This window comes from Alienimonas sp. DA493, assembly GCF_043951915.1.
In the GTDB taxonomy this organism is placed as follows: domain Bacteria; phylum Planctomycetota; class Planctomycetia; order Planctomycetales; family Planctomycetaceae; genus Alienimonas.
Window position 1 is genome coordinate 1 of sequence record NZ_JBINJD010000006.1, and the last position, 22,436, is coordinate 22,436.

A 22,436-nucleotide genomic window follows, 5' to 3' on the forward strand; every position below is an offset into this window, starting at 1 on the left:
CGGCGCCGCCGGCGGCAATTTGCTCGTTGATCTCTTTGAGTTCGGCTTCGAGCTCCTCGCGCTTTTCTAAGAGACCGGACAGCGCCCCCTTGCGCTGTTCGAGTTCGCGTTCAAGTTCTTCAGTGGAGAGCGAGGACAGGCTGGCCATGTGCGATTGGTAGGGGCCGGGCGGCCCGATGATGAGACAGGGATGGAAGGAGAGAAGGCGACGCGGACGACGTTCCGACGGAACAGAGGTTCTTGAACGGAGGCCCACGCCCGACTCCGGGCGGCGGATCGTCTCTAAGACCCGACGTTACATTCGCAAAATAGATATCCGTCGCTAAACGCCTCGTCAATGTCGCGGTGCGCGGCGGACTCAAACTTTTAGAGAACGTTTCAATGCGGCCGATCGGTCGGCGCGATCGTTACCGCTTTGATGATCGGCCGTCCGGCGCCGGAGGACCGTCGACCCCGGACTTAACGCCGGTCTCGGCCCCGATCTCCGATCTCCAATCCCCGGCCGCGGGGCGGGGCGGTCGGCGGGGCGGGGTTGAGTCGATTGGCGGCCGTGCTCTATCACCGGCGGTCCGCCCTCGCAGAGCGACGGCGGCCGTTTCGTTCCCTCACCCGTCCCCCTCGTCCCCGGCCCGCGAACGACGCCGCGATGCCGACCCGCCCGCCCCGCCTGCGGCCCCTGCTGCTGGCCGTCGGGCTGTTGCCGCTCGCGGCGGCGGGGGTGGAGCTCGGCGTGCGGGCGGCGGACAGTTATTCCGGCGGCGCCCTCTCCCGCCCGCCGTGTCCCACCGCCTATACGGTGCCCAGCGCCCTGGCGCGACACGCCCTGCCGGCGTTCGGGCAGGTGCTGGCCCGCGATCCGGACACCGGCGGCCCGCACGAGGTGACGCTGAACAGCCTCGGCCTGCGGGGCGGGGAGGCGGCGGTGCCCAAGCCGGTCGGCCTGCGACGGGTGTTGTTGCTGGGCGACGAAGCCGTCTTCGCCGCCGGCCTGCCGGACGCGGAGACCTTCGCCGGCCTGCTCGGCCCGGCGCTTTCCGCCGCGGCCGCCCGGGCCGAACCGGGAACGTCGGCGGAGATCGTCAACGCCGCCATCCCCGGGGACTGCCCGCTGCTGAGCGTGTTGCGACTCCGGCGGTTGGGGGCGTTGCAGCCGGACCTCATCCTGCTGTGCGTGCGACCCTCGGACCTGGGGGAGGACGCCCGCTACCGCCGCGACTTGTTGACGGACGGCGACGGCCGGCCGGTCGCCTGTCCGCACCCGGCCGTGACCGGGGGCGAGTCGACGGCCGCGGCGCCGGAGCCGGCGTGGTGGCGCGACCTGCTGGCCGTGCGGCTGGCCGGGCGGGCGTTGGTCGGTCCGGACCGCTGTCCGCTGACGGGCGAGCTGGTGGCGCCGGCGTTCGATCCGGTCGGCGGCGGCCCGCAGGCGGCGCTGGCCGCCGAGCAGGCTCTCGCCCCGTTGGCGGAGTTGACCCGCATCGCCGACGGCCTGGGCGTGCGGGCGGCGGTGGTCGTGCTGCCGGATCGGTCGGGGCCGGCCGCGACGGGGGCCGCCGCGGCCGTGCAGCTGATCCTCGACGCCTGCGAATCCGCCGACCTGCGGGTCTTCGACGCCACGCCGGTTCTGGCGGGGGCGGAGCCCGCGGACGGGGCGCTCGCCGGAACCGAAGCCGGGCCCCTCCTCAACCGTCGCGGCGACCTGACCCGAGCCGGTCACGCTCGGCTGGCCGAGACGCTGGCCGCGTTTCTGCTGTCCGCGCCGCCGCCCGGCGGGTCGGCGGGATAAAACGACCTGCGCCCCGTACCCTGTGCGTCCGCCGGCTCGCCGGCGTCGCACGCTCGCTCCCCCACAGGCTTCCGCCGTGACCGCTTACGCCGCGACCGTCCGCTACTTCAACGAAGCCGCGGATTTGATGGGGTTGTCGCAGAATATGCGGACCCTGCTGCTCACCCCGCAGCGGGAGGTGAAGTGCCAGGTCGCCGTTCAAAAGGACGACGGGCAGATCGCCACCTACATCGGCTACCGCGTGCAGCACGACCGGGCCCGCGGGCCGATGAAGGGCGGGCTGCGGTTCGACCCGGCCGTGGACGCCGACGAGGTGCTCGCCCTCGCCACGTTGATGACGTGGAAGACCGCCGTGGTCAACATCCCCTACGGCGGGGCGAAGGGCGGCATCGCGGTCGACGTGAAAACGCTCTCCCCCTCGGAGCTGGAACGCGTCACCCGCGGCTTCGTGGACGCGATCCACGACGTGATCGGCCCCGACAAGGACATCCCTGCGCCGGACATGGGCACCAACGCCCAGGTAATGGCCTGGATTATGAGCCAGTATCAGAAATACCACGGCTTCAACCCCGCCTGCGTGACCGGCAAACCGGTCGAGCTGCACGGGGCCGACGGCCGGGAGGAGGCGACCGGTCGCGGCGTGGCGACCGTGTCGCTGGCGTTATTGAAGAAGGAGAACCGCCCCCCGGAGCAAACGACCGCCGCCGTGCAGGGGTTCGGCAACGTCGGCACCTACACCGCGGAGTTCCTGCACGAGGCCGGCGTGAAGATCCGCGGCGTCTCCGACGCCTACGGGGCGGTCTGGAACGACGAGGGGCTCGATATCCCGGCGCTGCTGACGCACAGCCGCGAGACCGGCGGGGTGAAGGGCTTCGTCGGCGGGGACGCCCTCGACGGCGGGGCGTTGCTCACCAGCGACGTGGACCTGCTGATCCCCGCGGCGATCGGCGGGGTGCTCACCGCCGAAAACGCCGGCCACGTGCGGGCCAAATACGTCGTCGAGGCCGCCAACAACCCCACCCGGCCGGAGGCGGACGAGATCTTCCACCGCAACGGCGTGCAGGTCGTCCCGGACATCCTCGCCAACGCCGGCGGGGTGACCGTCAGCTATTTTGAATGGGTTCAGAACCGCCAGCACTTCAAATGGGACAAGTCCCGGGTGCGGAACGAACTCGACAAGATCATGAACGCCAGCTTCGACGCCGTCTGGGAACGGGCGACGACGAAGAAGGTCCCGCTGCGGACCGCCGCCTACCTCGTCGGCATCGGCCGGGTCGGCCGGGCGACGGTGCTGGCCGGCATCTGAACGGGCGGCGCCCGCCCGCGGAGCGGGGGGAGACGCTTCAGTCCCGCGGAGGGGAGCGTGCGGGGATTCACGGTGACGACGGCCCTAACGCGAACTATCGTTGAGTCGCTCGCCCCGTCCCGCTCCCCTCCCGTCGTAATGCCCGCCACCCTCGCTTCGGCCGCCCGCAAAACGCCCTCCGCCAAGTCGCCCACTGAAATGGAGCGGGACGACAAAGACAAAACGGCCGGGCCGGGCGCCGCGGCGTCGAACCGGGCGGGCCTCTCCGTGGCGGAACTTGTCGCCATGGATCAATCCGACCAGGACGCCCCCGCCGTCGCCCCGGCCGATCTGGAGGTCTGTCCGGCGTTCGCCAAGTTAACGAATTCCCAGCGGCGGGAGTTTCTGGATCTCGCCAGCCGGCACCGTTTCCAAGCCGGCGAGACGATTCTTGAGGAGGGCCGCGAGACCCGCTGCCTGTGGTTCATTCTCTCCGGCGCCTGCGAGGTGGTGAAAACGCTGCCGGAGGGCGGCGACCGCGTGCTGGCGACCCTGGAGGCCGGGGCGTTGTTCGGCGAAATGAGCTTCTTCAGCCCCGGCCCGCACTCCGCCAACGTGCGGGCGACCAGCGACTGCACCGTGCTCCGCATGACCGCGGAGAATTGGGCCGTGCTGGAGCAGATCGGCCTGCGGCCGGCCTTCCACATCGCCCGGCACACCGCCGCGGTGATGAGCGACCGCCTCCGCCGCATGGACGAGTGGATCACCCGCGTGCTGGACGAAACCCCCGATCCCGCCGCCCGGGCGAAGCGGAACGACGAGTGGAACGAATTCCGCCGCAAGTTGTTCAACGGCTGAGGCGGCCAAGCGAAGCTGCCGGGTCGGGACGTCAAACACCACAACCCGCAGCGTCAGCGAGAGCCCTCCGGACGGCGGATACGGTCGCCGAAGGCGTGCGACGCCCGCATCCTTCGCTGACTTTGAGGTCGTCTTGCGACGGCCTCGACGCCGGAGCCGTGGCTCCAGCTTGGCGGGGCGTGCGGCGAGGTGGGGCTGACAGACGAGGCCCCGGACGCGAAGATGGGGGCGACCCGATCGAGAAATACGTCATGTCCGACCACGCCGAACTCGCCTCCGAGCTGTCCCGCGACGCCAAGCAGGCCAGCCGCGAACTCGCCCTCGCCTCCGCCGCCGTCAAGAACGAGTGGCTCCGCGGCTGCGCCGCCGCGGTGCGGGCGAACGCCGAACAACTCGCCGCCGAAAACGAGCGCGACCTCGCCGCCGCCCCGGACTTCGGGCTGACCGAGGCCCAGGTCGACCGCCTGCGGCTCACCCCGGCCCGGCTGGAGTCCGTCGCGGTCGGCCTGGAAGAGGTCGCCAACCTGCCGGACCCCGTCGGCGAGATCATCGACGGCTCCCGCCGCCCCAACGGCATTGAGCTGACCCGCGTGCGGGTCCCGCTGGGGGTGGTGTTCTTCATTTACGAAAGCCGCCCGAACGTCACCGCCGACGCCGCCGCGTTGTGCGTGAAAAGCGGCAACGCGGTGATTCTGCGGGGCGGCAAAGAGGCGTTCCACAGCAACACGGCGCTGCACAAAATTCTGGCGGATCAATTGGAGGAACACGGCCTGCCGCGGGCCGCCGTGCAGTTGGTGCCAACCACCGACCGGGCCGCCGTCGGCGAGTTCCTCAAGCGCCGCGGCGAGATTGACGTCGCCATCCCCCGCGGCGGCAAAGGGCTGATCGAACGCGTCACCCGCGAGGCGGCGATGCCCGTCATCAAGCACTTCGACGGCGTCTGCCACCTCTACGCCGACGCCGCCGCGGACCTCGATATGGCCGTGGATCTGACCGTCAACGGCAAGACCCAGCGGCCCGGCGTCTGCAACGCCCTGGAAACGCTGCTGGTCCACGAGGACGTCGCCGAGGAGTTTCTGCCCAAGGTCGGCGCCGCGCTGACGGAGAAGGGGGTCGAACTCCGCGGGTGCGAACGCACCCGGGCGATCCTGCCGGACGCCAAGCCGGCGACCGCCGAGGACTGGGACACGGAGTACCTCGCCCTGATCCTCAGCGTGAAGGTGGTGAAGGATCTGCATGCGGCGGTCGATCACGTCTCCGCCCACGGCAGCGGGCACACGGAGGTGATCGTCACGAAGGACCTCGCCGCCGCCCGGCGGTGGGAGGCCGCCGTGGACGCCGCCGCGGTGGTGGTAAATTGCTCCAGCCGGTTCCACGACGGCAGCGAGTTCGGCCTCGGGGCGGAGATCGGCATCTCCACCGACAAGCTGCACGCCCGCGGCCCCTGCGGCCTCAAGGAACTGACCAGCTACAAGTACCTCGTCCGCGGCGAGGGGCAGGTGCGGGAGTAGGTGCGGGAGTAGGTGATCCGTCCCGGAGGAGCGGCGCGGGAGCGTCGACTCCTCATGACGAAAGAGGAACGTCGAATCACGAAGTGGGGCGGGTCCGCCCCACTTCGCTTCGTCATTCGGCATTCGCCATTCCGCCCGGGTGACGTACAACCGCCGGACACCCCGCGTGCCCGCCCGATGCCTGACGTCCTCACCGAGTCCGAAGTCGAATCGCTGCTCGCGGCCCTGGAGCCGGACGGGCCGGCGGCGACCGCGCCCGTCAGCCGCGGCGACGCCTCCGCGGACGGCGTGGCCCTCTACGACTTCAAACGGCCGGAGCGAGTCTCCAAGGAGCAGATCCGAGCCCTCCGCGGCCTGCACGAAGGATTTAGTCGGGAGTTCGGCGCCGGGTTGTCGAACCTGATGCGGACGATCGTCGAGGTGAAGCTCGTCGCGGTCGACCAGCTGACCTACGGCGAGTTCCTGTTCAGTCTGGAGAACCCGACCTGCTTCAACCTGCTGCGGGCGGCTGGTCTGGACGGGCACATGGTGCTGGAACTGAGTCCGGCGGTGGTCTACCCGCTGGTCGACCGCCTGCTGGGCGGCGGCCGCGGGGCCGCCGCGGGCGACCCGCCGCCGGACCGCCCGCTGACGGACATCGAAAGCCGGCTGGTCGGCCGAATGACGTCGCTCGCCGTCGAGGCGTTGGACCGCACGTGGGAGTCGCTGGCGACGTTGCAGCTCTCGCTGGTGCAAACCGAGAGCAATCCGCAACTCGTGCAGGTGGTTCCCCCGAACGAGGTCGTCGTGCTGGTGGCGTTCGAACTGACGCTGGGCGAGGCGCGGGGGATGATGAACCTCTGCATCCCGTTCAACACCCTCGAACCGATCGCGGCCCGGTTCAGCGGCGACGCCTGGAGCAGCTACGGCAAACGCAGCTCCGACCCCCGCGAGCGCGTCGTGCTGGACCGCGGCGTGAGCCGCGCCCGCGTCCCGCTGGACGTCACCCTGGCGACGACCACGCTGACGGCCCGCGACCTCGCCGACCTGGCCCCCGGCGACGTGATCCTCACGGAGTGCGACAGCCGCGAGGGCCTGGAGTTGCGGGTGGGCGGCAAGCCGGCGTTCCGCTGCCGACCCGGGGCGTTGCGGGGGCACAAGGCGGTCCGGGTGACGGGGCCGGTGCTCAAGCCGGTCGACCCCCGTTCGGCGCCCCCCGACGAGGTGAAAACCGCCGCCGAGACGCCGTCGAACGCATCGGCGGGCGTTGGTTCTTGACGGGCCGCCGTCGGGCGGCTAGATGTTCGCACAGATGTCCGGGACGCCCGAAGCCGCTACAATCGGTTCGCGTCCCCCCGTCGCCCGTATCTCGCCCCTCAGTCCGACCGCAAGGCCCCTCCCATTCGTCGTCCCCCCCGCGAAGACCGCACCGCAACCGACAAAGACGCCCAGCGGATCAACGAACAGATCCGCCTCTCCCCCGTCCGCGTGGTTGACCAAAACGGCGAGATGCTCGGGGTGATCCCGACCGAGCAGGCGATGGAAACCGCCCGCTCCGCCGGAATGGACCTGGTGGAGGTCGCCCCCAACGAGCGGCCGCCGGTCTGCCGGATTATGGACTACGGCAAGTTTAAGTATCAGCAGAAGAAGCGGTCCCAGAAGGGCAAGGGCGGCCATCACGGCCAGATCAAAGAGGTCCGCCTGCGGCCCAAGACCGGCGACCACGACATCGAGTTCAAGATGAAAAAGGCCCGGGAGTTCCTGGGCCACCGCGACAAGGTGAAGGTCAACATCCTGTTCCGCGGCCGCGAGAACGCTCACCACGAACGGGGCCGCGAGATCCTGTTCAAAGTGATCGAGGATATGGACGATATCGCCAAGGTCGAGAAGCCGCCCGGCATGGAGGGCGGCCGGATCATGAGCACCGTCCTGGCGCCGAAGTAGCCGCCGTCGATCCCGTGATGCGGAGGCCCGGCCGGGCCTCCGCATTTCATTTTGCGCGGACTGGACTGCCCGCCGCCGCGTCGCTACCGTTCCCGACCCTCCGTTTCCGCCAGAGCCCCGCCAGCCCGCCGCACCGTTATGCCCAAGCAGAAGACCCACAAGGGCATGAAAAAGCGGTTCAAGATCACCGCGTCCGGCAAAGCCACCCACCGCAGCGCCAACCGCGGACACAAGTTGTCCAGCAAGTCGGCGTCGCGCAAGCGGCACCTGCGGACCGAGGGTCTCGTCACCGGGACGATGGCGAAGAAGATCGCGGAAGCGATCGCCCCCGGCAAATAGTTCGATCGTCGTTCGCCGCTCTCTCGACGAGGGCGGCTGATCCCCGCCGTTTTTCTCTCCCCCGCTGGGGCTTCGGGCGTAAGTCGGCTGCGTGCCGCCCCGGGTTCCGCACAACCCCGTCAGTTCAATGCGCGTCCGTATCGGGTCCGCCCGGAACAAGAAGAAGAACCGCCTCTTCCGTGAGGCCCGCGGCTTCCGCGGCGGTCGCAGCAAGCTGCTGCGGACGATGAAGGAATCGATCATCCGCGCCCGGGCCTACGCCTACCGGGACCGGAAGACGAAAAAGCGGGTCTTCCGCCGCCTCTGGATCACCCGTCTCTCTGCCGCCTGCCGCGCCCGCGGCCTGCGGTACAGCGAGTTCATCCACGGCCTGCGGAACGCCAACATCGAGTTGGACCGCAAGACGCTCTCCGAGCTGGCGATCCACGAGCCGGCCGTGTTCGACGAAGTCTTCGAGCAGGCCAAGGCCGCGATTCCGGCGACCGCGGCGTAGCCGCGAAGCATCAAGGACCAAGAACTCAAGAACCAAACCGGGTCGCGGGGCTTGATGCCGTCGTCCGTCCGTTTTGGTTCTTGATCTCTTGGAAGTTGGAGCTTCCCCCATGTCCGACCCCACCGCCGCGTTCGCCGAGTACGAGCGCGAAGCCACCGCCGCCCTCGCCGCCGCGGCGACGCCGGAGGATCTCGAAGCCGCCCGGATCGAGTTCCTCGGCAAAAAGCAGGGCCGGCTGCGCGACCTCCAGAAGTCTCTCGGTTCCGTGCCGAAGGAGGACAAGCCGGCGGTCGGCAAGGCGTTCAATGAGGTGAAGACTCGGGTGCAGGCTGCGCTGGACGCCCGGCAGGCGGAGTTGGAATCCGCCGAGGGCGCCGCCGCCGCGGACGCCCTCGACGTCACGCTGCCGGGCCGGGCGCCGCACGCCGTCGGGGCGGTGCACCCGCTGACCCGCACGATCGCCGAGTTCAAGACGATCCTCGGCCGGCTCGGCTTCGCTGCGGTCGAGGGGCCGGAGGTCGAGGACGAGCGGCACAACTTCAACGCCCTCAACATTCCGGACGACCACCCCGCCCGGGACCCGCTCGAGAACTTTTACCTGTCCGCGGCGTCGGTCGGGAAGGGTGGGGGGCCGCTACTGTTGCGGTCGCAGACCAGCACGGTGCAGATCCGCGTGATGGAGCAGAACCCGCCGCCGGTGCGGGTGATCTCCATCGGCCGCGTCTATCGGCCGGACACCATCGACGCCACGCACCACTGCCAGTTCCACCAGATGGAAGGGCTGATGGTCGGCGAGGGCGTGACGATGGCCCACCTCAAGACGGTGCTGACGCTGTTCTGCCGGGCTTACCTCGGGGAGGGCACGAAGGTGCGGTTCCGGCCGAGCTTCTTCCCGTTCACCGAACCCAGCGTGGAGGCCGACGCCCTCTGGCACGGCGCCGGCACCGGCGACGGCGGCGAGGAGGGCCGCTGGCTGGAACTGGGCGGCGCCGGGATGATCGATCCGAACGTGCTGAAAGCGGTCGGCTACGACCCGGAGCGGGTCAGCGGCTTCGCGTTCGGCTTCGGCATGGAACGCTTCTGCATGATGCGCCACGGCATCAGCGACATCCGCCTGCTGACCGAAAACGACGTGCGGTTCCTACGACAGTTCGGCTGAGTCCCTTCGTTCGCCGCACGGGCGTTCGCCGCTCTCTTAAAAGAGCGGCTAGTTTTCGTCTCGCTCCGCGACGGTCAGTTGCCCGTCGCAGAATTTGCAGCTGACGAGCTGGCCGACGTACTTCACGCCGACGCGGATCTCCTTCTGACAGTGCGGGCAGTCCGCCAGGAAGGCGACCCGGCGTTCGGCGTCGCCGGCGGTCATCGGCTCGCCGCACTTCTTGCAGGCGACGGGCACGCCGGCGTATTTCGCAGCGATCCGCAACTCCTCGCCGCAGCCCGGGCAGCGGGTCCGTTCGGCCTTGGGACGCACGAGCGCCGGGCCGTCCGCCTCGGCCAGGGGGGCGAACTCCGGCGGGGCGAACTCGTGGTGGGACAGCTCCGGGTCCAGCAGCGTGCGGCAGGTCGGGCACCGCAGCACCTTTGGCGGCACGTCCTCGCCGCACCCGGGGCAGGGGCCCCCATTCCACGCCGGCATCAGTTTCGACTCGTCACGAAGGTGCGGTGAAGGCGGCCAGCGTACCGCGACCGACGGTTGGGGTCAGCGAGCCGCGGCCTGGATCAGTCGCCCGGCGCCGGTCCCAGCGGGAGACAAACGAGCCGATCCTCCAAGCGGAAAAAGACCCGGTCGCGGGACACCGCCGGCGTGGCGCTGCTGGCCGCGCCCAGTTCCGTCTTCCCGAGCAGGCGATATTCGTCGTCGGCGGCCAGCACGGTGACGACGCCGTCCTCGGTCACGCAGATCAGCTTCTCGCCGATGACGACCGGGGAGCCGCTGTAGTTCCCGCCGACCCGCTCCGCCCAGACGGCCTCGCCGGTCTCGGCGTCCAGCGCGGTGACGACGCCGCGGTCGCCCCAGAGGAACAGCAGGCCGTTCGCGGCGACCGGCGTGGGCACGTAGGGCAGGGAGCGGGTGCGTTCGACTTCGACCTCGCCGGTGTCGAGGTCGGCGCCGATCAGCAGCTTGCCGGCCCCGCCGGCGCCGCACTGGGCCCACGCCTTGCCGCCGGCGATCACCGGGGAGGCGACGACCCGGGCGGGGAACTCGCCGGTCCGCCACAGCTCCGCCCCCGTGGCGGCGTCGAGGGCCACGATGCCCGCCGCCCCGCTGGCGGTCAGCAGGGCCAGCGGCTTCCCCGGCCGCCGCAGCACGACCGGCGTGGCGTAGGCGACCTCCCGGCTGTCCCGGGCGGCGGTCCAGACGGTCTCGCCGGTGGCGGCGTCCAGCGCCAGCACGCCGCCGTCGTCGTCCTGATCGTTGGAGAGCACGAGCAACTCCCGCACGGCGTTCGCCCCCGGGGCGTCCTCCGCCGGCACGTCCACCCGCACCGGGCTGGTGCCGTGGCCGTGCTGTCCGCTGAAGGGGCCGAGGTCCCGCCGCCACACCGGCTCGCCGGCGTGGGTGAAGGCGCTGAGGACGATCCGCTCCCCGTCGGAGAATAGCGCGAACACCCGTTCGGCGTCGGCGGCGGGGGTCGAGGAGGCGGGGTCGTTCTTGGCGTGCAGGCTGGGCTCGGCCGGCGGGCCGTCCGGGTTCAGGGTCACCTCCCGCGTCCAGACGATCGCCCCGGTGTCGACCTTCAGGCGGATCAGCCACCGCCGGGGGCCGTCCGCGGAGGTGACGAACGCCGCGTCGCCCCACACCGTCGGGCTGGACACGCCGGTCCCCAGCAGCGGGGCGTTCCAGGCGAGGTCGTCGGTGGTGAACGTATCCGGGAAGGTCCCGGCGGCGACGCCGGCGCCGTCCGGGCCGCGGAACCGCGGCCACTGATCGGCGTCGGCCGGCCGGGCGTCCGCGGGCGACGGATCGGCGGGCGCGGCGCAGGCGAGGGCCGCGAACAGCAGGGGGGCGGCGAGCACGGGCGGGCGGTCCGGGGAGAAGACGAGCGGAACGAGACGGTGCACCTTCTTCACGGCCCGCCCCGTTCGCAACTGCTCCGGCGGATGCGTTTCGGGGGAGGTCTGCGGCGGGCGGGCCGTCCGCGGCGGGCGAACCGTCGGCGGCCGGGCGATAGACTGCCCCCGATGAGCGCCGCCCCGTCCCGTCCGCCGACCGCCTACCTCGCCACCCGCGGCGGGGCCGGCTGGCGGGACCTGTACCGGCTGGACCCGGCGGCGACCACGACGGTCGGGCGGTCGATGGACTGCCGCGTGACCCTCGCCGACGAACGCGCCAGCCGCCGCCACGCGGAGGTGTTCGTGCCGACCTCGGGCGAGGGCGCCGGCCGGTGGCACGTCCGCGACCTCGACAGCCGCAACGGCACGGCGGTCAACGGCGAGACCGTGCCCCCGGACGTCCCCCGGGCGTTGGAGGAGGGGGACGAACTGACGGTCGGCGAAAGCTGCCTGATCTTCACACACGATCCCGCCGCCCCGCTGCCGGAGGAAGACGACGGTCTGGAGGGCGAGACCCGCGGCGGGACGCTGCCGGCGGCGGCCGGCGGGACGGCGGAGGCGCCGAAGATCCTCGCCCGGCGGCGGGACACCCGGCTGTCGGGGCGGTCGCCGGAGGGGCCGGCCGCCGGCGATCGGCGGGCCGCAACGCTGTACCGGCTGGCGCTGGCCCTCGGCTCGGCCCACGACGCCGCCGCGGCCGGGGAGGCGGCGCTGGACGTGCTGCTGGACCGCACCTCCGCCGACATCGGGGCCGTGCTGTTGCTCGTCGGGGACGAATCCGACGCCGCCGGGGCCGAGGACCCCGACGCCCACCGGCGGGCCGTCCGCACGGCCCGCCGGCTCAGCCTCGTCGCCCACCGGGCCCGCACCGACGGGCCGTACCGTCTGGTCAGCGAGAGCCTCTCCCGGGCCGTGCTGGCCGGCGGGGAGGCCGTGCTGGCCGAGGACCTGGACGACGACGACCGCCTCGCCGGCCGCGACAGCCTGGGCCAACTGCGGGCCGAAAGCCTGATTTGCGCCCCGCTCCGCCCCGTGCCGGACGGAACGGACGGGGCTGACGGCACAGACAAGGCCGACGATCGCATCGCGGGGCTGGTGCACCTGTATTCGTCGGACCCGGACAACCCGCTGGACTCGGGGGACCTCGACTTCACCCTCGCCGTCGCGGATCAACTCGCCCTGGCCCTGGCGAACCTGCGGGACCGGGACGACCTCGCCCACGACCGGGAGGAGCTGACGAAGCGAACCGAATCGCTGGCCGCGGGGCTGTCGAAGGCGGAGCGGGTCAACGCCACGCTGCGGCGCTCCCTGCTGGACGGGGACGGGCCCGGCGGCGGGGAGATGATCGGCGCCAGCGGCCCCACCGAGGCGCTGCGGGAGGACGTCCGCCGCATCGCCCCGACCGACGCCACGGTGCTGATCCGCGGGGAGAGCGGCGTCGGCAAGGAGCTGGTCGCCCGGGCGCTGCACCGCCACAGCCGTCGTTCGTCCGGTCCGCTGGTCACGATGAATTGCGCCGCCCTGAGCGAATCGCTGTTGGAAAGCGAACTGTTCGGGCACGAAAAAGGCGCCTTCACCGGGGCCACGGCCAAGACGGTGGGCAAGTTCGAGGCCGCCGACGGCGGCACGCTGTTCCTGGACGAGGTCGGGGAGATGAGCCCGGCCATCCAGGCGAAGTTCCTGCGGGCGCTGGAGGGGCACGCCTTCGAGCGGGTCGGCGGACGGGAACCGATCCGCTGCGACGTGCGGGTCGTCGCGGCGACCAACCGCGACCTCGAAGCCGCGGTGGAGAAGGGAGCCTTCCGGGAGGACCTTTATTTCCGCCTGCACGTCGTCACGTTGCAGGTCGAACCGCTGCGGAACCGGCCCGAGGATGTCCCGCTGCTGGCGGAGCACTTCCTGAAGGTCAGCTCCGCCCGGGCCGGCCGCTCGATCGAGGGCTTCAGCGACGAGGCGGCGGAGTTGCTGACCGAGTACCGCTGGCCCGGCAACGTGCGGGAGCTGAAGAATGCGGTGGAGCGGGCCGTCGCCCTCTGCCGCGGCGACGAGATCGAACCGGAAGACCTGCGGCTGACGGCGTTCAACCCGCCCGCCGCCCCGGGCCGCGGCGACGCCCCCGACGACGCCGGCCCGGCCCGGCGGGCCGGATACCGGTCCGTCTCCCTGGAGGTGTTGGAGCGGGAGCACGTTCTCGCGACGCTGAAGCACACCGGCTGGAACAAGTCGCGCGCGGCGTCAATCCTCGGGATTGAACGCAGCACGTTGGATCGCAAATTGAAGAAGTACGGCGTCGAGCGACCCGGGGCGGACGCGTGACGTCCCCGAGACGCCCGGCGTCACCCCGAGATGCCCGGCGTCACCCCGAGAAGCCCGGCGTCGGGCGGAGGCGGGGCCGGCGTTCGGGCATGTGAACAGAAGTTCGTAGGACAACGTCGGGCGCCCGCGGGCCCTGCGTCAGGTTGTCGCCCGGGGGGTCGATAGGGGCGTTGCCGGTTCGGCGAAAAACGGGGACTTGAGAGTGCCGGAATGGCCCGGTTCTGCCAAGATTTTGTTGACACAACGCACCGCGGGCGGAGAATCAGCCCTCCGGCTCATCGGGTCGCCCCCGGTTCACCCGCACGGTGCGGGCGGGCGACGGCGACCCGGCCGACGGAGTCCCTTCCCCGGCCTGCACGATGCGGCGGCCTGGACTCCTTCCGCCACCCCGCCGCCTGACCGTTCGTTCGCCCGCAGAGTGGGCGACGGCCGGATTCGCTCGCTTTTGCGGCGGGGCCTCACCTGTTTTCCACACCACCGTTCCTTATTCCGACACCGGGACGCCGCTCCCGGTTCGCCGTAACGACCGCCGACTCCGACCCCGGACGCCTCGCCCCGGACGGACGCCGGCCTGACGAAAAGAAACTACGCTCATGTCGCTGCAGTTTTCCGCTCCCACCTTCGCCGACGACGGTCTGGCCGTTGACGATCTGCCCATGGAGGGCTTTCAGGAGATGGAGGGGGTCGGCGACGGCTTTACGGACGAAGCGGATTTCCTGGCGATGGGCATCGACCCCGCCCGCCCGACCGAAGCCAAGCCCGGCAGCGAAGACAAGGTGCTGGTCCTCGCCGCCCGCTACGCCGCCGGCCTGCCCCTCTGGCACACCGACGACTGCTGCGACCACGCCCCGGACCGCTTCGCCGGCATCCTCGCCGGTTTCGGCGTCGGCAACTGATCGGCTGACCTGAGTCGAGCCGCGAACGACCCGGCCGCCGACGGCGTCCGGGTCGTTGCATGCGCGGGCGGGACAGTCAGGACAGCGGCCGCGGGACGACGTGATCCCGCACCCACGCCGTCAGTTCCTCCCGCGTGAGCGTGCCTGCGGCAAGAGCGAGGATTGTCGCTTCGGCGTCGTCATCGTCCGCGGAGAGTGCGTGATCGTTGATCCGGAGGAAAACGTCCATCGCGAGGAGTCCGACGCGTTTATTTCCGTCAACGAACGGATGATTCGACACGAGCGAGAATCCCACGGCCGCCGCCTGTTCGACGAGCGTCGTGTAAGCGTCGTGTAGAGGAGACGTCCGCCGAAGGAGGTCGTCGGCTGCGCGACCGCAGATTCGAGCAAGCCCCGATCTCGTAAACCGGTGGAGCCTCCGTGGCGTCGGATGGTCGCCGCTTGAAGTTCGAGAACTTCTTCCATAGTCAGAAAGCTCGCCGGATCGCTCACGCGAGCCTCCGGAGGACCTCGTCGTTCTTGTCGAGCGAATGTTGCATCGCATCGGAGAACCGGGCGCGGCGGGCGAGCCACTCGTCCAAGGCGAGTTTCAGCACATCCGACGGCGGGATCGCGGCACGCTCGGCCTCTTCGTAGAGCCGACGCAGACGCTCGGGCTCCAGTTCGACGGTTAGCGTGGTGGCGGCGTTCATATTGAACCGGACAGGCAGGGCGGTGAGCCGGTTCAGTGTAACGGTCCCGACGGTCGGTCGGTCAGGGCTTGGCCAGCTTGAACAGCGTCTCGTCGGTTCGCAGGTAGATCGCCCCGCCGCTGACGGCCGGGGAGGCGAGGGTGCGGCCGGGGAGTTCGTTCACGGCGAGTTCGCGGTACTCCTCGCCGGGGGCGGAGACCGTGCAGCGGCCGTCCTCGTCCAGCCAGTAGATGCGGCCGTCGGCGTAGATCGGCGAGGCGGAGAAGTTCCCCCCCAGCCGCTCCGTCCAGACGACCTCGCCGGTCTGGGCGTCCACGCAGGAGGCGACGCCCTTGTCGCTGACGAAGTACAGCAGGTCGCCGATCAGCAGCGGGCTGGGCGTATTGGGCCCGCCGCGGGAGACGTCCCAGGCGACGGCGTCCTCGGCGGCGTCGACGGGGCCGTCGTCGTCCGGCGGGCCGGCGGCGAGGGCTTCGGCAAGGTCGATCGCCAGAACCGTCGGCCGCATGAAGCCGGTGGAGAGGTAGACCTTCCCGTGTCCGACCACCGGGCGGGGCGTGACGCTGAAGCCCTCGTAGGGCACGGCCCACAGCTCCTCGCCGTCGGCCGGGTCGTAGGCGACGATCATGTTCGTCGCCGGGCTGAGGATCTGCTGGTCCGCGGGGCCGTCGCTGTCGCCCCCGTCCGAGGGAACCTGGACGACGAGGGGAGTGGCAAAGGAAAAGGTCTTGGTGGCGCCGACGTTCGGCCGGTCCTTCCGCCACTTCGTTTCGCCGGTGAGGGCGTCCAGGGCGATGACGAACGGGTCTTCGCCGCCGTCGCAGGGGAGGAACAGGATCGGCCCGCCCTCGACGTTTTGCACCAGCGCCGGCGAGGGGCCGCCGCCGTGGACGGGCGGGTAGTCGATGTCGTCCCGCTTCCACACCACGGCGCCGTCGTCGGCCTTGAGGCGGGCGGTGGCGTTCGGGCCGAAGTGCACGAACAGGGCGCCGTCCTCGGCGGAGCCGTCGGCCAGGCGGGCGAAGATCGGCGTGGGGCTGGCCCGGCTGTTTTTGCTGTGCATCCGCTCCTCGGTCGATTTGCGGAACAACTCCGTCTCCCAGACGACCGACCCGTCCTCCGTGGAGAGGCAAAGGGCCGACAGCGTCGCCGCGCCGTCCTCCGGCTCCGCGGCGGCGGTGAGGTAGACGCGGTCGCCGACCACCACCGGCGAGGACCAGCCCGGCGGGGTGTCGACCGCCCAGGCGACGTTCTTCGTCTCGCTCCACTCGACCGGCAGCCCAGTCTCGTCGGCGGGGGCGTGGCCTTGGGCGTCCGGACCGCGGAACTCCGGCCAATCGCCGGCGGGGGCCGCGGCCGCGGCGGTGAGGGCGAACAGGAACGGGAGGGAGCGGTTCATGTCGAAAGCGTACCGGCGTCGCAGTCCCGCGTCCCGCGGTCACTCCCACCGGCCCCACGGGGCGCCGTTCCACGGTTCGAAGTCCCGGCCGGTCTTCTCCGCGACCTCGGCCAGCTTGGCGGCGGCGCGGCGGCGGGGGGAGCGGTCGAGTTGCTGGAGGTCGAGCACGATCTCCCCCGGCCGGCCGGACGGGTGCAGGACGTCCAGTCGGGTCAGGAAGTCGCCCCGCTGCCGTTCGTAGAGCGGGAACCGGACCGGTTCGTCCGCTGGCGCGTCGTCGGGCCGTTCGAACGGGCTCCACCGCGGCTTCCGGGTCGGACCGAGCGGCGGGAAGGCGGTGACGAACTGCGTCCACAGCGGGCGGCCGAGTCGCGGCTCCAAGCCCGCCACGACGGAGAGCAACCCGGTCCGGTCGAGGTCGCCGGGGCGAACGTCAGCGGATTCCAGCGTCGGATCGTCCGGCAACTCCCGCAGGACGGGGAGGGCGAACGGCGCCAGGTCCGTCCAGGGGAGGCGAACCGAGAAGTCGACCCAATCCGTGCCTGCCAACGCGGCGTCGAGGACGTCCGGATCGCCGGAGCAGTCCGACCGACGGACGAGCGGCTTCGGCACGCCCAACATGGTCGGCTCGTTCCGCGTGCTGCGGGTGACGGCGACGACCGGAGGGGCGTGCTCCGCCCAATGACGACGGATCGGATCGGGCAGCCCCCGGTCAGAGGCCTTTTTCGCTCCCGATTTGCGGAGCGACGCCACGACGAACCGCCATTCGCCCGACTCGGTCGAGTAGACCGAATAGCAAGTCGCTGCGTCGAAACGGAACTGGAACGGCGGCGGGGGCTGCTCCCCGCTCGCGAGCAGGTCGACCGCCGCACGGGCGAACCCGGACAGATCGCCGCCGACGTCCTCGGAGTAAAGGGCGGCGAAAGCGAGGTCTCCGGGCTCGTTATTGGCCGCCCACCGCGGCCAGACGGGCGGCAATGCGGCGTACCACTCCAACCACTGCACGTCCCGCTTGCGGTAAAGCGGTTTGCCGAGAGTCAGAGCGCCCGCAACGGCGTCGGCCGCCTGCGCGGCCTCCGCCGGGTCGTCCAGTCGCAGGGCCGCGGAGGCGAGATCCGGCATCGGATCGTCAGGAGGAGGGGGCCTCGACCTTCACCACTTCCAGCGTGACGGTGCCGGTCGGCTTCTCCACCTTGGCCTTCTGACCGACTTTCTTGCCCATCAGCGCCTCGCCGACCGGGGTGGCGGTGAGGATCTTCATCGGCTCGGCCATGTAGTCGTCCTCGCCGGGGCCGACGAGTTCGTAACGGCTGATCTCGCCGTCTTCGTCCTTGACGGTCACGACGCAGCCGAAGGCGACCTTGTCGGAGGGCAGGTCGCCGACCTCGACGATCTGGCAGTTCGCCAGCTTCGTTTTCAGCTGGGCTGCCTTGGCGTTGAGCATGCCCTGGGTCTCCCGCTGGCCGTGGTACTCCGCGTTTTCGGAGAGGTCGCCCTCCTCGCGGGCGGTCTTGATGGCCTCGCGGCAGCGGGGGAGGAGGACGGTTTCGATCTCGTGGATCTCCGCCTTGAGCTTGTCGTACCCCTCGCGGGTGATCGGCTGGCGTTCCATTGGGTGAGCCCGGTGCGTGGAGAACGTGAATCGCTGAGCCGACAACGGCGCAAACGACCGGGGGACGCCACGTTGGGCGTCCCCCGGTCGTTGCGGCGGTCGGCGGGAAGACCTCAGTGTAGGCGCGCGACCGCCGCCCGTCAGGTGTGCGGGCGGCGGCGGGCCGAATGCGTCAGACCTTCTCCCAACTGCGATCCGCGGCGCTCTTGAGCACCGCGTCGCAGACCTTCTGCGTGTCGAGGGCGTCCCGGAACGTCGGGCCGCTGAACTCGCCCCCGTCGAGGCTCTTGGCGAAGTCGACGAACTGGTGCACGAAGCTCGTCTCGTAGCCGACGGACAGGCCGGGGACCCACCAGTGGTCCATGTAGGGGTGTTCGCCGCCGTTGTCCGTCACGTGTACGCTCTTCCAGCCGCGGGTCACGCCCTCGTCGCGGTAGTCGAAGACCTCCAGCCGGTGCAGATCGTGCAGGTCCCAGCGGAGGGACATGTTCTCGCCGTTGATCTCCAGCGTGTAGAGCGCCTTGTGGCCGCGGGCGTAGCGGGTGCTCTCGAACAGGCCCAGCGAGCCGTTCTCGAAGTGGCAGAGGAAGGCGCAGGCGTCGTCGATGGTGACCTTCTGCTTCTCGCCGGTCTCCTGGTGGGTGCGTTCCTTGATGAACGTCTCCGTCATCGCGGAGACGTCGGAGACGCCGCCGTTGAGCCAGAGGGCGGTGTCGATGCAGTGGGCCAGCAGGTCGCCGGTCACGCCGCTGCCGGCCGCGGCGGCGTCGAGGCGCCACAGGGCCTCGCCGCCCTGTGGGAGTTCCTCGTTGATCGTCCAGTCCTGCAGGAAGTTCGCCCGGTAGTGGAAGATCCGGCCGAGCTTGCCCGCGTCGATCAACTGCTTGGCGAGCGAGACGGCGGGGATGCGGCGGTAGTTGTACCAAACGGTGTTCGGCACCCCGGCCTTCTCGACGGCGGCGACCATCTCCTGACCCTGGGCCGCGTTGAGGGCGAGCGGCTTCTCGCAGAGGATCGCCTTGCCGGCCTCCGCGGCGGCGATGGCGATCTCGTGGTGCAGGTTGTTCGGCACCGCGATGTCGACCGCGTCGATGTCGTCCCGCTTGAGCAGCTCGCGCCAGTCGGTTTCGACGGATTCGTAGCCCCACTGATCGGCGAAGGCCTGGGCCCGGTCCTTGTTGCGGGCGCAGATCGCCTTCAACACGGGCTTGCGGGGCAGGTCGAAGAAGTTGCCGGCCTGCACGTAGGCGTTGGAGTGGGCCCGGCCCATAAAGCCGTAGCCGATCAGGCCGATGTTGAGCGTGGGTTTATCAGGCATCGGGAGCGGTGCGTGGGAATGTCGAATGTTGAATGACGAATGTCGAAACGGGGGGCGAAGACTGCCGAACGACGGGTTTCGTCATTCGACATTCTTCATTTGGAGATTTACTCCCACCCGTGGGCGTCGCGGACGGCGATCATGGCCTCCAGGATGGAGTTCCAGGTCTCCTCCTTGGCCATCACGTCGTTGGGGAACATGCAGCCGTCCCAGCAGATGTGCTTGATGCCGCGGTCGGCGGCGCCGTCCAGCCAGGCGCCGGCCCGCTTGGCGATCTCCAGCTTGCCGTTGGGGTCGTTCGGCAGGCAGTGGCGGCCGGTTTTGTCGTGGGAGCCGGTGCCGTGGACGGTGGCGTCGTTCTGGGCGACGTGGAAGTCGATCGTCCAGGGCCGCAGGGCGTCGGTCATCTCCGCGTAGGCGGCGTCGAGGGTGGCCGTGTCGGACCAGTCGAAGTCCCGCGGCAGCAGGGCGTCGTCCGGGGCGTTCCAGCCCATCAGATAGAGCAGGGTGTGAGCCATGTCCGCCTGGAAGCCGACGGTCTTGGGCATATCGACTTCCTCAAGGAGCTTGATCATCTCCCGCCAGCTGTGCATGCCGGCCCAGCAGATCTCGCCCTCGGCGGCGAGGCGTTCGCCGTGGTCCTCGGCGATCTTGGCGGCTTCGCGGAAGGTTTCCGCGATCGCCCGGGTGCCGGCGTCCGGGTGCTCGGCCCAGTCGGCCGGCGGGGTGGCGGAGTCGATCCGCACCACGCCGTAGCGCCGGATGCCGATCTCCCGCAGTTCCTTGGCGATGCGACAGGCCTTCCGGATCTGCGTGAGGAACTTCTTGCGGCCCTCGCCGGGGTCCATGGCGCTGCCGCCGCCGGTCGGCTCCCACACCGGGGCGACGACGCTGCCGACCACGAGGTTCCGATAGCCGATCGACTCGGCCAGCTTCTCCAATTCGCCGCGGTCGGCGTCGATGGAGACGTGCGGATCGAACAGGAACAGGTCGATCCCGTCGAACTTCTGCCCGTTCACCTCGGCCTTCGCCGTGTGATCGAGCATCGTTTCCAGGTCGATCGGCGGGTTGTCGGTCCCGGGTTCCTTCCCGACGAGACCCGGCCAGGCGGCGTTGTGGAGCTTGGGGAGGGGGGCGGTCATCGGCGAGCGGGCTCCGTGAGGTAAATGTCGAATGAAGAATGTCGAATGAAGAATGTCGAATGACGAAAGGACTACCGCGGCGGGAGCGGTTCGGCGTTCGTCGCTTGGGTCTTGCGGTGGATGGCGGCGAAAATGCGATTCAACTCGTCCGCTTCTCTCCAGATGTCGCGTGTTTGAGCCCTTCGGTCGGGGAGCGTCCGGGCGATCATCCTGAGCCAGAACTTGCTCTCTCGCGACTCTCGTCGGCACAGGCTGATGCGATACCGGAACTCCTTGCGGCTGCCGGCGTCGTCCGCTTCGCAGTAGTTCGCGCCGACGCTGGTCGCACAGCGGACGAGTTGATCGACGACGTGATTGGTCAGCGGCGTCAGCGGGACGGTTCTGAGGAAGTCGATCACGCTCTCCGCGAAAACGCTCGTCCGCTCCTCCAAATCGAACGTTCGACCGGGAGGAGCGTCGGCACGGCGGACGGCTTCGTCATTCGACATTCCTCATTCGTCATTCACGCCGCCTTATGCGCCCCCACGTCCGGGGCGTTCACCTGGGCCTCCGGGCCGAAGTAGCGGAGGGCGACCAGCGGTTCGGTGCCGTTGTTGACGACCTCCACGCCCTCCGCCGCGGTCGGGGCGGTGACGAAGACTTCGTCCATCGTCATGTCGCCGAACTTGATCATCGCCGGGGTTTGCAGCGCCAGCCCGCCGATGCTGCCGGAGCCCTGCACGGTGATCCAGCCGTAGGCCCCGCCGTCGGTGATCGTGCACTTGGCGCCGGGCTGCACCGTCAGCTCCTTCGCCGTGAACAGCTGCGCCCCGTCGATGCGGCCGTAGACGACCCACTTGTCGACGTAGCCCTCGCCCTCGTCGGCGACGATCGGCTCCAGGTAGTTGTTGTCCTTGAAGTTGGGGTCGACGTTGCGGTCCCAGTCGAGGGCATCGACCAGGTAGGCGTTGTCGTCGTGATGTTCCTTCGGGAAATCCTTGGTCAGCAGGCTGCGGGGCACGCTGCGGCCTTCGACGAGGCTCTGATACATGCCGAACACGTCGCTGCCCCACTGCGGCTCGAAGGTCACCAGCGAGCCCGGGGCGTGCAGCACGCAGGGCGGGATGAGCCAGCCGGTGCCCGGCTTGAGGCGGTAAGCCTTGGACAGGTCGAGGATCCCGTTGTCGCCCTCGTTCCAGCGGTCGAGGCAGTCGATCACGTCCTGCTTGGTCGTGCCGGGCTCCAGGCCCATGAAGGTGTAGGGAAAATTGTTCCCGATCGCGTTCATCTGCGGGGGGAAGTAGTAGCTCTCCGGCTTGCCTTCCTGCCCGACCAGTTCGGCCTGCTCCTGGCTCTGGTGCATGTGGTGGGGGATCGGCCCCATATTGTCGAAGAACTTGCTGTAGACCGGCCAGCGGTCGTACTTGTTCCAGATGCTCTCGCCGATCGCGTCGGCCTTCAGTTCGGCGATCACCTCTTTGAGCGTGAGCCGGTCGCCGTCGTGCACGACGTAGGAGAGGCCCTCGTCCGGCGGGGCGCCCTCGTTGGCGGCGGGGGTGGTGCTGGCGAACCAGCGCTCGTCGATGCCGCCGCGTTCCTTGCCCAGCGCGTAGTAGTCCTGCGGGCGCAGCTTGAGCCGCCGGCCCGGTTGCAGGAAGGACCGAGGCACCCAGGTGGGCGACAGGCGGAGGATGCCGCCCCCGGCTTTGAGGGCGGCGGCGGCGAAGGAACTGGCGTCGGGCATGGGGGTGAGAAGAATCGGCGAGGCGACGGATCAGCCGCGGATGATGGCAGTTCCCCGATCGATGCGAAACCGACCGCGGGTCGCTCTCA

Annotated in this window: 22 protein-coding genes; 11 read left to right on the top strand and 11 right to left on the bottom strand. The window is 70.0% G+C overall.

What is annotated here, in order from left to right:
* Positions 1 to 646: 646 nt before the first annotated feature.
* The 9 genes from ACG2DA_RS01540 to pheS all read left to right on the top strand — a co-directional run bounded on the left by ACG2DA_RS01540 (position 647) and on the right by pheS (position 9,354).
* Positions 647 to 1,786, top strand: coding sequence for a hypothetical protein (locus tag ACG2DA_RS01540; RefSeq protein WP_395253698.1), 1,140 nt, complete (start codon positions 647 to 649; stop codon positions 1,784 to 1,786).
* 76 nt (positions 1,787 to 1,862) lie between these two features.
* A complete protein-coding gene (locus tag ACG2DA_RS01545; protein ID WP_395253699.1) occupies positions 1,863 to 3,092 on the top strand; it encodes a Glu/Leu/Phe/Val dehydrogenase in 1,230 nt (409 codons plus the stop codon).
* 138 nt (positions 3,093 to 3,230) lie between these two features.
* Positions 3,231 to 3,929, top strand: a complete 699-nt coding sequence (locus ACG2DA_RS01550) for a Crp/Fnr family transcriptional regulator (RefSeq protein WP_395253700.1) — start codon at positions 3,231 to 3,233, stop codon at positions 3,927 to 3,929.
* Between the two features lie 251 nt (positions 3,930 to 4,180).
* Complete coding sequence (locus ACG2DA_RS01555) at positions 4,181 to 5,440, top strand: glutamate-5-semialdehyde dehydrogenase (RefSeq protein ID WP_395253701.1); 1,260 nt, start codon at positions 4,181 to 4,183, stop codon at positions 5,438 to 5,440.
* A gap of 177 nt (positions 5,441 to 5,617) precedes the next feature.
* Positions 5,618 to 6,697: a flagellar motor switch protein FliM gene (gene fliM, locus ACG2DA_RS01560; protein WP_395253702.1), complete on the top strand. Its 1,080-nt coding sequence runs from the start codon at positions 5,618 to 5,620 to the stop codon at positions 6,695 to 6,697.
* A 123-nt stretch (positions 6,698 to 6,820) separates the two neighbouring features.
* Positions 6,821 to 7,363, top strand: coding sequence for a translation initiation factor IF-3 (gene infC / locus ACG2DA_RS01565; protein ID WP_395253752.1), 543 nt, complete (start codon positions 6,821 to 6,823; stop codon positions 7,361 to 7,363).
* A 138-nt stretch (positions 7,364 to 7,501) separates the two neighbouring features.
* Positions 7,502 to 7,702 carry a 50S ribosomal protein L35 gene (gene rpmI, locus ACG2DA_RS01570; protein WP_395253703.1) on the top strand — a complete coding sequence of 67 codons (201 nt, stop codon included), beginning with the start codon at positions 7,502 to 7,504 and terminating at the stop codon, positions 7,700 to 7,702.
* Between the two features lie 127 nt (positions 7,703 to 7,829).
* A complete protein-coding gene (gene rplT, locus ACG2DA_RS01575; RefSeq protein WP_395253704.1) occupies positions 7,830 to 8,195 on the top strand; it encodes a 50S ribosomal protein L20 in 366 nt (121 codons plus the stop codon).
* Positions 8,196 to 8,304: 109 nt separating this feature from the next.
* On the top strand, positions 8,305 to 9,354 hold the full coding sequence (pheS, locus tag ACG2DA_RS01580) for a phenylalanine--tRNA ligase subunit alpha (protein WP_395253705.1): 1,050 nt from the start codon (positions 8,305 to 8,307) through the stop codon (positions 9,352 to 9,354).
* Between the two features lie 48 nt (positions 9,355 to 9,402).
* Here the strand turns inward: pheS and ACG2DA_RS01585 are convergent, their stop codons facing one another.
* Positions 9,403 to 9,831, bottom strand: a complete 429-nt coding sequence (locus ACG2DA_RS01585; RefSeq protein WP_395253706.1) for a hypothetical protein — start codon at positions 9,829 to 9,831, stop codon at positions 9,403 to 9,405.
* An 83-nt stretch (positions 9,832 to 9,914) separates the two neighbouring features.
* Complete coding sequence (locus ACG2DA_RS01590) at positions 9,915 to 11,213, bottom strand: PQQ-binding-like beta-propeller repeat protein (protein ID WP_395253707.1); 1,299 nt, start codon at positions 11,211 to 11,213, stop codon at positions 9,915 to 9,917.
* Positions 11,214 to 11,378: 165 nt separating this feature from the next.
* Here ACG2DA_RS01590 and ACG2DA_RS01595 point away from each other — a divergent pair, with 165 nt between their 5' ends.
* On the top strand, positions 11,379 to 13,565 hold the full coding sequence (locus tag ACG2DA_RS01595) for a sigma 54-interacting transcriptional regulator (RefSeq protein WP_395253708.1): 2,187 nt from the start codon (positions 11,379 to 11,381) through the stop codon (positions 13,563 to 13,565).
* Between the two features lie 593 nt (positions 13,566 to 14,158).
* Entirely contained in the window at positions 14,159 to 14,461 is a 303-nt protein-coding gene (locus ACG2DA_RS01600) for a hypothetical protein (RefSeq protein ID WP_395253709.1), read from the top strand.
* 76 nt (positions 14,462 to 14,537) lie between these two features.
* On the opposite strand, the gene ACG2DA_RS01605 is transcribed toward ACG2DA_RS01600, so the two are convergent.
* From ACG2DA_RS01605 to ACG2DA_RS01645, 9 genes are all read right to left on the bottom strand, one after another.
* Positions 14,538 to 15,005, bottom strand: coding sequence for a type II toxin-antitoxin system death-on-curing family toxin (locus ACG2DA_RS01605; RefSeq protein WP_395253710.1), 468 nt, complete (start codon positions 15,003 to 15,005; stop codon positions 14,538 to 14,540).
* The gene (locus ACG2DA_RS01610; RefSeq protein WP_395253711.1) at positions 14,950 to 15,153 is read right to left on the bottom strand and encodes a hypothetical protein; all 204 of its coding nucleotides are present in this window, start codon (positions 15,151 to 15,153) and stop codon (positions 14,950 to 14,952) included. Before ACG2DA_RS01610 ends, ACG2DA_RS01605 begins: the two co-directional genes overlap by 56 nt.
* Positions 15,154 to 15,214: 61 nt before the next feature.
* The gene (locus ACG2DA_RS01615; RefSeq protein WP_395253712.1) at positions 15,215 to 16,552 is read right to left on the bottom strand and encodes a PQQ-binding-like beta-propeller repeat protein; all 1,338 of its coding nucleotides are present in this window, start codon (positions 16,550 to 16,552) and stop codon (positions 15,215 to 15,217) included.
* Positions 16,553 to 16,591: 39 nt separating this feature from the next.
* Positions 16,592 to 17,674, bottom strand: coding sequence for a hypothetical protein (locus ACG2DA_RS01620; RefSeq protein WP_395253713.1), 1,083 nt, complete (start codon positions 17,672 to 17,674; stop codon positions 16,592 to 16,594).
* A gap of 7 nt (positions 17,675 to 17,681) precedes the next feature.
* A complete protein-coding gene (gene greA / locus ACG2DA_RS01625; RefSeq protein ID WP_395253714.1) occupies positions 17,682 to 18,164 on the bottom strand; it encodes a transcription elongation factor GreA in 483 nt (160 codons plus the stop codon).
* A gap of 172 nt (positions 18,165 to 18,336) precedes the next feature.
* Complete coding sequence (locus ACG2DA_RS01630) at positions 18,337 to 19,482, bottom strand: Gfo/Idh/MocA family protein (protein WP_395253715.1); 1,146 nt, start codon at positions 19,480 to 19,482, stop codon at positions 18,337 to 18,339.
* Positions 19,483 to 19,589: 107 nt separating this feature from the next.
* Entirely contained in the window at positions 19,590 to 20,624 is a 1,035-nt protein-coding gene (locus ACG2DA_RS01635) for a sugar phosphate isomerase/epimerase family protein (protein ID WP_395253716.1), read from the bottom strand.
* Between the two features lie 71 nt (positions 20,625 to 20,695).
* Positions 20,696 to 21,112, bottom strand: coding sequence for a four helix bundle protein (locus ACG2DA_RS01640; protein WP_395253717.1), 417 nt, complete (start codon positions 21,110 to 21,112; stop codon positions 20,696 to 20,698).
* 14 nt (positions 21,113 to 21,126) lie between these two features.
* Positions 21,127 to 22,347: a hypothetical protein gene (locus ACG2DA_RS01645; RefSeq protein WP_395253718.1), complete on the bottom strand. Its 1,221-nt coding sequence runs from the start codon at positions 22,345 to 22,347 to the stop codon at positions 21,127 to 21,129.
* Between the last annotated feature and the right edge of the window lie 89 nt (positions 22,348 to 22,436).

What these genes read in the sequence shown, in the direction of transcription:
- ACG2DA_RS01540 (WP_395253698.1), top strand. Translation starts at nt 647, where the DNA reads ATGCCGACCCGCCCGCCCCGCCTGCGGCCCCTGCTGCTGGCCGTCGGG.
- ACG2DA_RS01550 (WP_395253700.1), top strand. Translation starts at nt 3,231, where the DNA reads ATGCCCGCCACCCTCGCTTCGGCCGCCCGCAAAACGCCCTCCGCCAAG.
- ACG2DA_RS01555 (WP_395253701.1), top strand. Translation starts at nt 4,181, where the DNA reads ATGTCCGACCACGCCGAACTCGCCTCCGAGCTGTCCCGCGACGCCAAG.
- fliM (WP_395253702.1), top strand. Translation starts at nt 5,618, where the DNA reads ATGCCTGACGTCCTCACCGAGTCCGAAGTCGAATCGCTGCTCGCGGCC.
- rpmI (WP_395253703.1), top strand. Translation starts at nt 7,502, where the DNA reads ATGCCCAAGCAGAAGACCCACAAGGGCATGAAAAAGCGGTTCAAGATC.
- rplT (WP_395253704.1), top strand. Translation starts at nt 7,830, where the DNA reads ATGCGCGTCCGTATCGGGTCCGCCCGGAACAAGAAGAAGAACCGCCTC.
- pheS (WP_395253705.1), top strand. Translation starts at nt 8,305, where the DNA reads ATGTCCGACCCCACCGCCGCGTTCGCCGAGTACGAGCGCGAAGCCACC.
- ACG2DA_RS01585 (WP_395253706.1), bottom strand. Translation starts at nt 9,831, where the DNA reads ATGCCGGCGTGGAATGGGGGCCCCTGCCCCGGGTGCGGCGAGGACGTG.
- ACG2DA_RS01595 (WP_395253708.1), top strand. Translation starts at nt 11,379, where the DNA reads ATGAGCGCCGCCCCGTCCCGTCCGCCGACCGCCTACCTCGCCACCCGC.
- ACG2DA_RS01600 (WP_395253709.1), top strand. Translation starts at nt 14,159, where the DNA reads ATGTCGCTGCAGTTTTCCGCTCCCACCTTCGCCGACGACGGTCTGGCC.
- ACG2DA_RS01605 (WP_395253710.1), bottom strand. Translation starts at nt 15,005, where the DNA reads ATGCGATGCAACATTCGCTCGACAAGAACGACGAGGTCCTCCGGAGGC.
- ACG2DA_RS01610 (WP_395253711.1), bottom strand. Translation starts at nt 15,153, where the DNA reads ATGAACGCCGCCACCACGCTAACCGTCGAACTGGAGCCCGAGCGTCTG.
- ACG2DA_RS01615 (WP_395253712.1), bottom strand. Translation starts at nt 16,552, where the DNA reads ATGAACCGCTCCCTCCCGTTCCTGTTCGCCCTCACCGCCGCGGCCGCG.
- ACG2DA_RS01620 (WP_395253713.1), bottom strand. Translation starts at nt 17,674, where the DNA reads ATGCCGGATCTCGCCTCCGCGGCCCTGCGACTGGACGACCCGGCGGAG.
- greA (WP_395253714.1), bottom strand. Translation starts at nt 18,164, where the DNA reads ATGGAACGCCAGCCGATCACCCGCGAGGGGTACGACAAGCTCAAGGCG.
- ACG2DA_RS01630 (WP_395253715.1), bottom strand. Translation starts at nt 19,482, where the DNA reads ATGCCTGATAAACCCACGCTCAACATCGGCCTGATCGGCTACGGCTTT.
- ACG2DA_RS01635 (WP_395253716.1), bottom strand. Translation starts at nt 20,624, where the DNA reads ATGACCGCCCCCCTCCCCAAGCTCCACAACGCCGCCTGGCCGGGTCTC.
- ACG2DA_RS01640 (WP_395253717.1), bottom strand. Translation starts at nt 21,112, where the DNA reads ATGTCGAATGACGAAGCCGTCCGCCGTGCCGACGCTCCTCCCGGTCGA.
- ACG2DA_RS01645 (WP_395253718.1), bottom strand. Translation starts at nt 22,347, where the DNA reads ATGCCCGACGCCAGTTCCTTCGCCGCCGCCGCCCTCAAAGCCGGGGGC.